At 62.7% G+C, this 13684-nt stretch carries 10 protein-coding genes; 7 read left to right on the top strand and 3 right to left on the bottom strand.

Going from position 1 to position 13684, the window contains the following annotated elements:
- Nucleotides 1-3 precede the first annotated feature (3 nt).
- The 5 genes from lepB (at nt 4) to pdxJ (ending at nt 4292) form a co-directional block, all read left to right on the top strand.
- A complete protein-coding gene (gene lepB / locus LOY35_RS22735) occupies nt 4-858 on the top strand; it encodes a signal peptidase I (RefSeq protein WP_258627473.1) in 855 nt (284 codons plus the stop codon).
- A gap of 167 nt (nt 859-1025) precedes the next feature.
- Nucleotides 1026-1715: a ribonuclease III gene (gene rnc / locus LOY35_RS22730; RefSeq protein ID WP_041022961.1), complete on the top strand. Its 690-nt coding sequence runs from the start codon at nt 1026-1028 to the stop codon at nt 1713-1715.
- Nucleotides 1708-2610: a GTPase Era gene (gene era / locus LOY35_RS22725; RefSeq protein ID WP_024777649.1), complete on the top strand. Its 903-nt coding sequence runs from the start codon at nt 1708-1710 to the stop codon at nt 2608-2610. The genes rnc and era overlap by 8 nt, the downstream gene beginning before the upstream one ends.
- Before the next feature lie 197 nt (nt 2611-2807).
- Nucleotides 2808-3497 (top strand): DNA repair protein RecO, encoded by a 690-nt coding sequence (gene recO, locus LOY35_RS22720; protein ID WP_258627471.1) that lies wholly within the window; start codon nt 2808-2810, stop codon nt 3495-3497.
- A 51-nt stretch (nt 3498-3548) separates the two neighbouring features.
- A complete protein-coding gene (gene pdxJ, locus LOY35_RS22715; protein WP_258627469.1) occupies nt 3549-4292 on the top strand; it encodes a pyridoxine 5'-phosphate synthase in 744 nt (247 codons plus the stop codon).
- A 140-nt stretch (nt 4293-4432) separates the two neighbouring features.
- Here pdxJ and mltF read toward each other — a convergent pair whose 3' ends face one another.
- Nucleotides 4433-5893 (bottom strand): membrane-bound lytic murein transglycosylase MltF, encoded by a 1461-nt coding sequence (gene mltF, locus LOY35_RS22710; RefSeq protein WP_258627467.1) that lies wholly within the window; start codon nt 5891-5893, stop codon nt 4433-4435.
- Between the two features lie 288 nt (nt 5894-6181).
- Here mltF and purL point away from each other — a divergent pair, with 288 nt between their 5' ends.
- Both purL and LOY35_RS22700 read left to right on the top strand, forming a co-directional pair.
- The gene (purL, locus tag LOY35_RS22705) at nt 6182-10078 is read left to right on the top strand and encodes a phosphoribosylformylglycinamidine synthase (RefSeq protein ID WP_258627465.1); all 3897 of its coding nucleotides are present in this window, start codon (nt 6182-6184) and stop codon (nt 10076-10078) included.
- 18 nt (nt 10079-10096) lie between these two features.
- Nucleotides 10097-10408 carry a YqfO family protein gene (locus LOY35_RS22700; protein ID WP_258627463.1) on the top strand — a complete coding sequence of 104 codons (312 nt, stop codon included), beginning with the start codon at nt 10097-10099 and terminating at the stop codon, nt 10406-10408.
- Nucleotides 10409-10645: 237 nt separating this feature from the next.
- Here LOY35_RS22700 and LOY35_RS22695 read toward each other — a convergent pair whose 3' ends face one another.
- Nucleotides 10646-11734, bottom strand: coding sequence for a hypothetical protein (locus LOY35_RS22695; RefSeq protein ID WP_258627461.1), 1089 nt, complete (start codon nt 11732-11734; stop codon nt 10646-10648).
- A 215-nt stretch (nt 11735-11949) separates the two neighbouring features.
- Complete coding sequence (gene nagE, locus LOY35_RS22690; RefSeq protein WP_258627459.1) at nt 11950-13662, bottom strand: N-acetylglucosamine-specific PTS transporter subunit IIBC; 1713 nt, start codon at nt 13660-13662, stop codon at nt 11950-11952.
- Between the last annotated feature and the right edge of the window lie 22 nt (nt 13663-13684).

The following is a 13684-nucleotide window of genomic DNA, read 5'->3' as shown; positions in this document are numbered from 1 at the left end:
CCTATGTCGCTAAATTTCCCGCTGTTGCTGGTTATCGCCGTGTTTGTCTGCGGTCTGTTGGCGTTGATTGATCTGTTGTTCCTGGCGCCTCGGCGCCGGGCGGCCATTGCCTCCTATCAGGGTAGCGTCAGCCAGCCTGACGGTGTGGTGGTCGAGAAGCTCAACAAGGAACCGCTGCTGGTCGAATACGGCAAGTCGTTCTTTCCGGTGCTGTTCATCGTGCTGGTGCTGCGTTCGTTCCTGGTGGAACCGTTCCAGATCCCGTCGGGCTCGATGAAGCCGACCCTGGACGTGGGCGATTTCATCCTGGTGAACAAGTTCTCCTACGGGATCCGCCTGCCGGTGATCGACAAGAAAGTCATCGAAGTGGGTGATCCGCAACGCGGCGACGTGATGGTGTTCCGCTTTCCCAGCGACCCTAGCGTCAACTACATCAAGCGCGTGGTCGGCCTGCCCGGCGACAAGATCCGCTACACCGCTGACAAGCGCTTGTACGTGAATGGCGAACTGGTGGCCGAACAGTTGCTCGGCTCCGAGCCAGGCACCCTGGGCAGCGCCGAGCTCTATCAGGAAAAACTCGGCGAGGTCGAGCACCTGATCCGTAAGGAAATGAGCCGCTACCGCGCCACGCCGGACCATTCGTGGACCGTGCCGGCCGAGCACTATTTCATGATGGGTGACAACCGCGACAACTCCAACGACAGCCGTTACTGGGATGATCCGAACATTCCCAAGGACATGCTGGGCATGGTTCCCGACCGCAATATCGTCGGCAAGGCCTTCGCGGTCTGGATGAGCTGGCCGGAACCCAAGCTCGGACACCTGCCAAACTTCTCGCGGGTTGGCCTGATCAAGTAAACACACACGGCGCTGTTGAACACAGCGCCGAAGCATTTCTGGAGCCTGTACAAGGCGCCAACGATAGTCAGGACGTCATTTTTGAACACAGCGTTAATTGTCCCAAGCCAACGGCGCGTTGCCGACCTGGCGGTGGAATCCAGCCACGAACTCAGCGTGGGTAAACCGTGAGCGTTTCTCTAAGCCGCCTCGAGCGCCAGCTCGGCTACACCTTCAAGGACCCGGAGCTGATGCTCCTGGCCCTCACTCACCGCAGTTTTGCCGGGCGCAATAACGAGCGCCTGGAATTCCTCGGTGATGCCATCCTCAATTTCGTCGCCGGCGAGGCGCTGTTCGAGCGCTTCCCGCTGGCTCGCGAAGGCCAGTTGTCGCGTCTGCGCGCACGGCTGGTAAAAGGTGAGACCCTGGCCGTGCTGGCCCGTGGTTTCGACCTGGGTGACTACCTGCGCCTGGGTTCCGGCGAGTTGAAAAGCGGCGGTTTTCGTCGCGAGTCGATTCTGGCCGACGCCCTGGAAGCATTGATTGGCGCGATCTACCTGGATTCAGGCATGGAAAAGGCCCGTGAGCGCGTGCTGGCCTGGCTGACTTCCGAAATCGACAGCCTGACGCTGGTGGACACCAACAAGGATCCGAAAACCCGTTTGCAGGAATTCCTGCAATCGCGCAGTTGCGAGCTGCCGCGCTACGAAGTCGTGGACATCCAGGGCGAGCCGCACTGCCGTACCTTCTTCGTCGAATGCGAAGTGGTCCTACTGAATGAAAAAAGCCGTGGCCAGGGCGTGAGCCGTCGTATCGCCGAACAGGTGGCGGCCGCCGCAGCATTGATCGCCCTGGGCGTGGAGAATGGCAATGACTGATACAACCGTTACCCGTTGCGGCTATGTCGCCATCGTTGGCCGGCCGAACGTGGGCAAGTCCACATTGCTGAACCACATCCTGGGCCAGAAACTGGCGATCACCTCGCGCAAGCCCCAGACCACTCGCCACAATATGCTGGGTATCAAGACCGAAGGCGACGTCCAGGCCATCTACGTCGACACCCCGGGCATGCACAAGGGTGGCGAAAAGGCCCTGAACCGCTACATGAACAAGACCGCTTCGGCGGCGTTGAAAGACGTCGACGTGGTCATCTTCGTGGTCGACCGTACCAAGTGGACCGAGGAAGACCAGATGGTTCTCGAACGCGTCCAGTACGTGACCGGCCCGCTGATCGTGGCGCTGAACAAGACCGACCGCATCGAGGACAAAGCTGAGCTGATGCCGCACCTGACCTGGTTGCAGGAACAGCTGCCCAACGCCCAGATCATCCCGATCTCGGCCCAGCACGGCCATAACCTGGACGCGCTGGAGCGAGTGATTGCCGAACACCTGCCGGAAAACGATCACTTCTTCCCCGAAGACCAGATCACCGACCGCAGCAGCCGTTTCCTCGCCGCGGAGCTGGTGCGCGAGAAAATCATGCGCCAGCTGGGCGCGGAGCTGCCATACCAGATCACCGTGGAAATCGAAGAGTTCAAGCAACAGGGGAAGACCCTGCATATCCACGCGTTGATCCTCGTCGAACGTGACGGCCAGAAGAAAATCATCATTGGCGACAAGGGCGAACGCATCAAGCGCATCGGCACCGAGGCGCGCAAGGACATGGAGCTGTTGTTCGACTCCAAGATCATGCTCAACCTGTGGGTCAAGGTGAAGGGTGGCTGGTCGGATGACGAGCGGGCGTTGCGTTCGCTGGGTTACGGCGACTTGTAATCCGTCCGGCAGTACACCACGGACCTTGTGGGAGCGGGCTTGGTGGGAGCAAAGCTTGCTCGCGATACAAGCGACTCGGTTTCAAGAAGACCGCGTTGTGTTCATCGCGGGCAAGCCTTGCTCCCACCAGGCTCGCTCCCACAGTAGTTTCTGGTTGTTGGTAATACTGCGTTTCCTTATTGAGAACTGCGACCTTCATGTCCGCCACCCATCCCATCGCCCAAGCCGCCTACGTCCTGCATTCGCGCGCCTACCGCGAAAGCAGTGCCCTGGTGGATTTCCTCACACCCCAAGGACGCTTGCGGGCGGTGCTGCGGGGCGCGCGGGGCAAGGCCGGGACGCTGGCGCGGCCGTTCGTGCCCCTGGAGGTCGAATTCCGCGGACGGGGCGAACTGAAGAATGTCGGGCGCATGGAAAGCAACGGGGTCGCGGCCTGGCTCAACGGCGAAGCCTTGTTCAGCGGCCTCTACCTCAATGAGCTGCTGATCCGCCTGCTGCCTGCCGAAGATCCCCATCCCGCCGTCTTCGAGCACTACGCCGCGACGCTGCTGGCATTGGCCGAAGGCCGGCCGCTGGAGCCGTTGCTGCGATCCTTCGAGTGGCGGTTGCTGGATGACCTGGGTTATGGGTTCGCCCTCGACGTCGACCTGCACGGCGAACCCATTGCCGCCGATGGCCTGTACCGCTTGCAGGTGGATGCCGGCCTGGAGCGCGTCTACCTGCTGCAGCCCGGTCTGTTCAACGGCGTCGAGCTGCTGGCCATGGCCGAGGCCGACTGGAGCGCGCCGGGCGCCTTGTCCGCGGCCAAGCGCCTGATGCGCCAGGCCTTGGCGGTTCACCTGGGTGGCAAGCCGCTGGTCAGTCGCGAGTTGTTTCGCAAGCCCTGATCAACCCGTATGCTGTGGACCGAATCTCTGTCCATTCAAGGAGCGCTTTTCGTGAGCACCAGCAATCGCATTCTTCTCGGCGTGAACATCGACCATGTCGCCACCCTGCGCCAGGCCCGCGGTACCCGCTACCCGGATCCGGTCAAGGCCGCACTGGACGCCGAGGAGGCGGGCGCCGACGGCATCACCGTGCACCTGCGCGAAGACCGTCGCCATATCCAGGAACGCGATGTGCTGCTGCTCAAGGACGTATTGCAGACCCGCATGAATTTCGAGATGGGCGTGACCGAAGAAATGATGGCGTTCGCCGAGCGCATTCGTCCGGCGCACATCTGCCTGGTGCCGGAAACGCGCCAGGAACTGACCACCGAAGGCGGCCTGGACGTGGCCGGGCAGGAAGCGCGGATCAGGGCGGCGGTGGAGCGACTGTCGAAAACCGGCGCCGAGGTGTCGTTGTTCATCGATGCCGACGAGCGGCAGATCGAAGCCTCCAAGCGGGTCGGTGCCCCGGCCGTGGAACTGCACACCGGCCGCTACGCCGACGCCGAGACCCCTACGGATGTGGCCGATGAGCTGCAACGAGTGGCTGACGGCGTCGCGTTCGGCCTGGCCCAGGGCCTGGTCGTCAACGCCGGCCATGGCCTGCACTACCACAACGTCGAAGCCGTGGCGGCCATCAAGGGCATCAACGAGCTGAACATCGGCCATGCGCTGGTGGCCCATGCGTTGTTTGTCGGGTTCAAGTCGGCGGTGGCGGAGATGAAGGCGCTGATCCTGGCGGCCGCCAGGCCCTGATATCACTGTCAGGCCCCTGTGGGAGCAAGGCTTGCCCGCGATGAAGTTGATGCGGTCCTTCTGATAGGCGCGGCGCCTGTATCGCGAGCAAGCTTTGCTCCCACAGCACAAGCCCCACACATTCGGCTGGTGTGGGACCGTCAGAGCTGCGGGCTTTCCTGGTTCGGCTTGCTCTTGTCGACGCCCGGCACATGCAGGTTGCCTTCGGCCACCTGGTTGCCTTCGAGCTGCGGCTGCGTGACCCAGGTCAGGATGTCGTAGTAGCGGCGGATGTTCGCCACGAAATGCACCGGCTCGCCGCCCCGAGCGTAGCCGTAGCGGGTCTTGCTGTACCACTGCTTCTGGGATAGGCGCGGCAGGATCTTCTTTACGTCCAGCCACTTGTTCGGGTTCAGCCCTTCCTTGGCCGCCAGCTTGCGGGCGTCGTCCAGGTGACCGCTGCCGACGTTATAGGCGGCGAGGGCGAACCAGGTGCGGTCCGGCTCCTGAATGCTCTCGTCCAATTGATCCTTCATGTAGGCCAGGTACTTGGCGCCGCCCATGATGCTTTGCTTCGGGTCCAGTCGGTTGGACACACCCATGGCCTGGGCGGTGTTCTGGGTCAGCATCATCAGGCCGCGCACACCGGTCTTGGACGTGACCGCCGGTTGCCATAGCGACTCCTGGTAACCGATGGCGGCCAGCAGGCGCCAATCGACTTTTTCCCGCTTGGCGTAGGCCTTGAAGTGCTGCTCGTACTTGGGCAACCGTTGCTGCAAATGCTGGGCGAAGGTGGTGGCACCCATGTAGCCGAGGACATCGACGTGTCCGTAATAGCGGTCTTTCAGACGTTGCAGGGTGCCGTTCTTCTGCACTTTGTCGAGGTAGGTGTTGATTTCGTTGAGCAGGCTGTTGTCTTCACCGGGGGCCACCGCCCAGCTCTGGCTGCGGGCATCGCCCAGGTCGAAGGCCACGCGGACGTTGGGGAAATACACCTGGTTCATCGCCACTTCGTTGGAGTCCACCAGGGTCAGGTCGATCTGCCCCTCATCGACCATGCGCAACAGGTCGACGACTTCCACGGCGTCGGATTCTTCGTATTCGATGCCCGGATACTGCTGTTTCAGTTGCGCCAGCTGCTCGGCGTGGGTGCTGCCCTTGAGGACTATGATCTTCTTGCCCGCCAGGGCCGCCGCGTCGGTGGGGCGTGACTGGCCGTTGCGGTAGATGACCTGGGGGGTGACCTCCAGGTAGGAATGGGAGAACCGCACCTGTTTCTTGCGCGCCTCGCTGCTGACCAGGCCGGCGGCGGCCAGTACCGGGCCGTTGGGCTTGCCGATCTGGCTGAACAGGTCGTCGAGGTTGTCGGCGGTTTCGATTTTCAGTTCCACGCCCAAATCGTCGGCGAAACGCTTCACCAGCTCGTATTCGAAGCCGGTTTCACCGTTGCGATCCTCAAAGTAGGTGGCGGGGCTGTTTCGGGTAACCACCCGCAGCACGCCATCCTCCTTTACGCGCTCCAGTGTGTTGGGTTTCTCAACACAACCACTGAGCACCAGGAAGAGTCCGGTTGCGATCAGCCATCTGGCGTACCGCGGACGCAAAGCCGTTGGGGAAAACATCTGCGCAGTATACGCAAACGGCCCTTGCCGCCATATCTCGACAGCGAAAGGCCAGTCTGCTAGCGGTTGCAAAACATGTCTGCAACACAAGCCGGCCGGCGTGCGGCGGGTTTTGTGTCGATTAAAAAAATCTCGGTATGAACATTGGAACAGACGTTGGACAAGGGTTTCGGCGCAGAGACCGACATTCGGCCCGCATCGCGGATGCCGTTTCGGGTGCCGTTGCCGACGGTTTAGGCTAGAATGCACGGCCTCAAAGCACACCCCCTTCCCGAGGCTGTCCCGAAGATGTTGATCCTGCGCGGCGCTCCTGCCCTTTCTGCCTTTCGCCACAGCAAACTCCTTGAGCAACTGAGCCAGAAAGTTCCGGCTGTCAGTGGCTTGTATGCTGAATTCGCTCACTTCGCCGAAGTCACCGGCGGTTTGACCGGCGACGAACAGCAGGTGCTCGCGCGCCTTCTGAAATACGGTCCCAGCGTTCCCGTCCAGGAGCCGGCCGGTCGCCTGTTCCTGGTACTGCCGCGCTTCGGCACCATTTCGCCATGGTCGAGCAAGGCCAGCGACATCGCCCGCAACTGCGGCCTGGCGAAAATCCAGCGCCTGGAGCGCGGCATCGCCTTTTATGTCGCCGGTGAGTTCAGCGAGGCCGAGGCCCGACTGATCGCCGACAGCCTGCATGACCGCATGACCCAGGTCGTGCTGGGCAACCTGGAACAGGCCGCCGGCCTGTTCAGCCACGCCGAGCCCAAGCCACTGACTGCTATCGACGTGCTGGGTGGTGGCCGTACCGCGCTGGAAAAAGCCAACGCCGAGCTGGGCCTGGCCCTGGCCGAAGACGAGATCGATTACCTGGTCAACGCCTTCCAGGGCCTGAAGCGCAACCCCCATGACATCGAACTGATGATGTTTGCCCAGGCCAACTCCGAGCACTGCCGCCACAAGATCTTCAACGCCAGTTGGGATATTGACGGCCAGAGCCAGGAAAAAAGCCTGTTCGGCATGATCAAGAACACCTACCAGATGCACAGCGAAGGCGTTCTGTCTGCTTATAAGGACAACGCTTCGGTCATCGTCGGCAGCGTTGCCGGCCGTTTCTTCCCGAATCCCGAGACCCGCCAGTACGGTGCGGTCCAGGAGCCGGTGCACATTCTGATGAAGGTCGAGACCCACAACCACCCGACCGCGATTGCGCCGTTCCCGGGCGCATCCACCGGTTCCGGTGGCGAGATCCGCGACGAAGGTGCCACCGGTCGCGGCGCCAAGCCCAAGGCCGGCCTGACCGGTTTCACCGTGTCGAACCTGCAGATCCCGGGCTTCGAACAACCGTGGGAAAAGCCTTACGGCAAGCCTGAGCGCATCGTCAACGCCCTCGACATCATGATCGAAGGCCCGCTGGGTGGCGCTGCGTTCAACAACGAATTCGGCCGTCCGGCCCTGACCGGTTACTTCCGTACCTTCGAACAATCCATCACCACGCCCCGTGGCGAAGAAGTGCGCGGCTACCACAAGCCGATCATGCTCGCCGGCGGCATGGGCAACATCCGCGCCGAACACGTGCAGAAAGGCGAGATCGTCGTCGGTTCCAAGCTGATCGTCCTCGGCGGCCCGGCCATGCTGATCGGCCTGGGCGGCGGCGCGGCTTCCTCCATGGCCACCGGCACCAGCTCGGCGGACCTGGATTTCGCGTCGGTCCAGCGGGAAAACCCGGAAATGGAACGCCGTTGCCAGGAAGTCATCGACCGTTGCTGGCAGTTGGGTGACAAGAACCCGATCAGCTTCATCCACGACGTCGGCGCGGGCGGCCTGTCCAACGCCTTCCCGGAGCTGGTCAACGACGGTGGCCGTGGTGGCCGCTTCGAGCTGCGCAACATTCCGAACGACGAGCCGGGCATGGCCCCGCACGAAATCTGGAGCAACGAGTCCCAGGAACGTTACGTCCTGGCAGTCGGCCCGGCCGACTTCGAGCGCTTCCAGGCGATCTGCGAGCGCGAGCGCTGCCCGTTCGCCGTGGTCGGCGAAGCCACTGCCGAGCCGCAACTGACCGTCACCGACAGCCACTTCGGCAACAGCCCGGTGGACATGCCGCTGGAAGTGCTGCTGGGCAAGGCCCCGCGCATGCACCGTTCGGCCGTTCGCGAAGCCGAGCTGGGCGACGATTTCGATCCCTCCACCCTCGACATCGCCGATTCCATCGAGCGCGTCCTGCACCACCCGGCCGTGGCGAGCAAGAGCTTCCTGATCACCATCGGTGACCGCACCATCACCGGCCTCGTGGCCCGTGACCAGATGGTCGGCCCATGGCAGGTGCCGGTGGCTGACGTCGCCGTGACCGCCACCAGTTTCGACGTCTACACCGGTGAAGCCATGGCCATGGGCGAACGCACGCCGCTGGCCCTGCTGGACGCCCCGGCGTCGGGCCGCATGGCCATCGGCGAGGCGCTGACCAACCTCGCGGCCTCGCGCATCGGCAAGATTTCCGATATCAAGCTGTCGGCCAACTGGATGTCCGCCGCCGGTCACCCGGGCGAAGACGCCCGTCTGTACGACACCGTCAAGGCTGTCGGCATGGAGTTGTGCCCGGAGCTGGGCATCACCATTCCGGTGGGCAAGGACTCCATGTCCATGGCCACGCGCTGGAACGAAGACGGCGTGGACAAGAGCGTGACCTCGCCGCTGTCGCTGATCGTGACCGGTTTCGCCCCGGTCACCGACATCCGCCAGACCCTGACCCCGCAACTGCGCATGGACAAGGGCACCACCGACCTGATCCTGATCGACCTGGGCCGTGGCCAGAACCGCATGGGCGCCTCGATCCTGGCCCAGGTGCATGGCAAGCTCGGCAAGCAGGCACCGGACGTCGACGATGCCGAGGACCTGAAGGCGTTCTTCGCCGTCATCCAGGGCCTCAATGCCGACGGCCACCTGCTGGCCTACCACGACCGTTCCGATGGCGGCCTGCTGACCACCGTGATGGAAATGGCCTTCGCCGGTCACTGCGGCCTGAGCCTGACCCTCGACAGCGTCGCGGAATCCGCCGCCGAGATCCCGGCCATCCTGTTCAACGAAGAACTGGGTGCGGTGATCCAGGTTCGCCAGGACGCCACCCCGGACATCCTCGCCCAGTTCAGCGCGGCGGGCCTGGCCGATTGCGTCTCGGTGATCGGCCAGCCGATCAACAACGCCCACGTCAACATCACCTTCAATGGCGATACCGTCTTCGAAGGCCAGCGTCGCCTGTTGCAACGCCAATGGGCTGAAACCAGCTACCAGATCCAGCGCCTGCGGGACAACGCCGATTGCGCCGATCAGGAATTCGACGTCCTGCTGGAAGAAGACAATCCGGGCCTGAGCGCCAAGCTCAGCTACGACGTCAACCTGGACGTGGCCGCGCCTTACATCAAGAAAGGCATTCGCCCACAAGTAGCGGTACTGCGTGAGCAGGGCGTCAACGGCCAGGTGGAAATGGCGGCGGCGTTCGACCGCGCCGGTTTCAACGCGATCGACGTGCACATGAGCGATATCCTCGCCGGCCGTGTTGACCTGAACGACTTCAAGGGCATGGTTGCCTGTGGCGGCTTCTCCTACGGTGACGTGCTGGGTGCCGGTGAAGGCTGGGCCAAGTCGGCGCTGTTCAACAGCCGTGCCCGCGATGCGTTCCAGGGTTTCTTCGAGCGCACCGACAGCTTCACCCTGGGTGTGTGCAACGGTTGCCAGATGATGTCCAACCTGCACGAGCTGATCCCGGGCAGCGAGTTCTGGCCGCACTTCGTGCGTAACCGTTCCGAACAGTTCGAAGCCCGCGTGGCGATGGTTCAGGTGCAGGAGTCGAACTCGATCTTCCTGCAGGGTATGGCCGGTTCGCGCATGCCGATCGCCATCGCCCACGGTGAAGGTCATGCGGAATTCGAAAGCGAAGAAGCGCTGCTCGAAGCCGACCTGTCCGGTTGCGTGTCGCTGCGGTTCGTCGACAACCACGGCAAGGTCACCGAAAGCTATCCGGCCAACCCGAACGGCTCGCCGCGCGGGATCACCGGCCTGACCAGCCGCGACGGCCGGGTGACGATCATGATGCCGCACCCTGAGCGCGTATTCCGCGCGGTGCAGAACTCGTGGCGTTCGGACGACTGGAACGAAGACGCGCCATGGATGCGCATGTTCCGCAACGCCCGCGTATGGGTTAATTGAAAAAGGTGAACTGAAGCGGTGTACAAGCTCTGCTTCTTCGTCCCGGCCAGCCATGTCGACGCCGTCAAAGCTGCCGTATTCGCTGCCGGTGGCGGACGGATCGGCGACTATGACCACTGCGCCTGGCAAGTGCTGGGCCTGGGCCAGTTTCGCCCCTTGGACGGCAGCCAGCCGTTCATTGGCGAAGCGGGGCAGGTCGAGCAGGTCGAGGAATGGAAGGTTGAGCTTGTGGTGGCCGATGAGTTGATCCGTCCGGTCGTGGAGGCCTTGAAACAGAGCCATCCCTACGAGACACCGGCGTATGAGGTCTGGCGGTTGGAGGATTTCTGATCTTCTGCCCGTTGAAATGAGAAACCCGCTGATTGATTCAGCGGGTTTTTTATTGGGTGGGCGGTTTGTTGCAGTCAGTGACGGCCCCTTCGCGAGCAGGCTCGCTCTCACAAGGGATTCGGGTGTTCCCATAAATCGTAACCTGCGCCGTACCCTGTGGGAGCGAGCCTGCTCGCGAAGGCGTCCGACCAGACAACGCAAACCCTGGCACCAAACCCACAGCCATGCCCAGTGCCGCTACTGATGCCGACGCTCCAGGCGACAAACCTCTTTCTCGATACCGATGCACTCGACCGGTTCGCTCATACCTTTCTCGAACCGCCGCGCATTCATCAACAACCCGCCCTTGATGCCACCGATGAACGCGTAAGCGCCCTCACGTGCGCCGGTGGTACGGCCGGATAAATCCACCGCCACGGTGTTGGACCTGACTTCATAGACCCAGCCGCCGTTCGAGGCTTGCTCGGTGGCCCAGAGCTTGGCTTCGCCATAGTCGCGAAACGCCACGACGACCGATTGAGCCAAGGGGGACTCCGGCTGGGTGGCCAGTCTCAAATTTGGCGGCAGAGCGTTCCAGGCCTGTAACCCCTGGCTAAGCGCATCCGCGCCCTGCACGGGGTTGATGGTTGCGGAGCCGACGGCCCAGAGGGGTTCCTTGGTCGTTACCCAGGCCAGTCCTTCTGGAGGCTCCAGCTGATTCCAGTCGATGGTAATCGCAGCAACCTGCTGCATCGTCTCGTGGCCGGTGGGTTCACGGTAGTCCGGGTTCGCCACGCAATTGGCCAGGTTCGTTGCCTTGCAGGCCTTGCTGATGAAGTACCCCTTGACCCCACCCGGGAAGCTGATTTCCACCTCGCGGGGGAAGGGGCCTCCTGATTGCTCCTGATCGATTCCATGGGGCGCCTTGAACTCGTACACCCACTCGCTGGCGTAGTGTTGGGCGATGAACTGACTGCGCGTGGTGCTGCTGAACACTGTTCCTGCGGAGCCACCCGCATGGTTGTACCAGTTGTATATCCATTCGCTCTCGGGGATGCCCACGGCTTTGGGCAGCAGACCGTCCTGGAAAGCGCTGAGGCCCTGACCCGTTGTATCTCCCCGGTAGAGCGTGTCCATGTCGGTACGCCAGCGCAGCGATGGCGTGGTTTTGCGAATATCCACGTCTGGATTCGCGGTGACCCTGAGCCAGTCTTGATACCAGGGCTCTTCCTTCAGGTCTTGAGAGCCCTGGGCCGCCGCCCAAGCATCGGGCCCTGGTTGCCAGATGCCCGCCAATCCCACTGCCGCAACAGTCGCCGCCCGTATAAAAGTGCTTTTCCTAGTCATGATTGGATGCCTCAGCTGGAACGAGGAGCCAGTCGAATCACATACGTCATGACTGCCTATTCTTCGATCTGACAGGGTGGGTGATCGATTGCGGCAGGAGGGCGCCGCTGGGGCGCGCCTCGGTCCACCGCGTGAGTCCAGAGAATAGGCGACGGCGGGTTTGTCAGCTGTCTTTTTGGATCCAATTTTGTAACAAGCTACTCCAGCGGACGCCGCTAGAGGGGGTTCGCACAGGTGTTCCGATGGTTCAGCGTTGCCCTCAGCGCGTCACTCATTGCACCGGCCCGATCACCCACCAGCACATGCCAGATGCCGCCGTCCATCTGGCTGACACCCTGGCAGCCCAGCACTTTCAGATCCGCCTCGGATAACCGCCGGGCATCTTCGAGCTGCACCCGCAGCCGCGTCTGGGCGACGCATTCCAAGGCCAGCACATTGTCCTTGCCGCCCAGTGCGTCCAGCCATTGGCCGACCTGTTCGGTGCTGAGGGTGGCTGACTCGACCTGCACCGGTTCACACTCCGGCCTGTCGACTGAGCCGGTCACTGGCAAGGCCAGGCGGATTTCATCGGCAATGCTGTCGGCCATTGGCCCCACCACCACCTGCAGGCTGCCGCCGTTGCCGGGACGCACCACGGCCATGGCGCCCAAGGCCTTGAGTTGGGCATCGGAGGCCTTGCTGCGATCGACCATGTCCAGTCGCAGCCGCGTAGTGCAGGCGCCGACGGTGATCAGGTTGCCGGCGCCGCCGAGTGCCGCGATGTAGGCCCCGGCTCGCTCATTCTGGGCAATCACCGGTTTGTCGGCGGTCGGGACGTCTTCACGACCGGGAGTCTTCAGGTCGAAGCGGCGGATGCAGAAGTCGAACACGGTGTAGTAGATCACCGCGTAGGCCAGGCCCACCGGCACCACCAGCCAGCCGTTGTTCGATTTGCCCCAGCCCAGGACCATGTCGATGAAGCCGCCGGAGAAGGTAAAGCCCAGGCGAATGTTCAGCCAGTCGGTGATGGCCATCGACAGCCCGGTGAGCAAGGCATGCAACAGGAACAGCAACGGCGCGAGGAACATGAAGGCGAACTCCACCGGCTCGGTGACCCCGGTGAGAAACGAGGTCAGCGCCATGGACAACAGGATCCCGCCCATGACTTTGCGCCGCTGGGGCAGGGCGTTGCGGTACATCGCCAGGCAGGCGGCGGGCAGGCCGAAGAGCATCACCGGGAACATGCCGGTCATGAACTGGCCGCCGTTGGGGTCGCCGGCAAAATAGCGGGTCAGGTCGCCGGTCACCACCGCACCGGTGTGCGGGTCGGTGAAGCTGCCGAAGATGAACCAGGCCATGTTGTTGAGGATATGGTGCAGGCCGGTGACGATCAGCAGTCGGTTGAACACCCCGAACACGAATGCACCCAGGCTGCCGCTTTCCATCAACAGCGCGCCGAAGCTGTTGATGCCTTGCTGGATCGGCGGCCAGATCAGGCCGAACACCAGCCCCAGGCCCACAGCGCTGAAGCCGGTGACGATCGGCACGAAGCGCCGGCCGCCAAAGAACGCCAGGTACTCCGGCAGCTTGATGTCCTTGAATCGGTTGTACAGTGCCCCCGCGAGCAGGCCGCTGATGATCCCGGCGAGCATGCCCATGTTGATGCTGGCGTCGAGCACCTTCAGCGTGGCGATCATCACCAGGTAGCCGATGGCCCCGGCCAACCCCGCCGTACCGTTATTGTCCCGGGCGAAACCCACGGCGATGCCGATGGCGAAGATCATCGCCAGGTTGGCGAAGATCGCTTGCCCGGCATCGTGGATGATGGCGATGTTCAAAAGATCGGTGTCGCCCAGGCGCAGCAACAGGCCGGCGATCGGCAGGATCGCGATGGGCAGCATCAGTGCCCGGCCGAGACGTTGCAGTCCTTCGATGAAATGCTGGTACATGGCGGTTCTCCCTTATTGTTCT

Source organism: Pseudomonas sp. B21-028, from assembly GCF_024749045.1.
Taxonomy (GTDB): Bacteria; Pseudomonadota; Gammaproteobacteria; order Pseudomonadales; family Pseudomonadaceae; genus Aquipseudomonas.
Note: the sequence above shows the minus strand (reverse complement) of the source record. Positions and strands in the feature narration are given on the sequence as shown.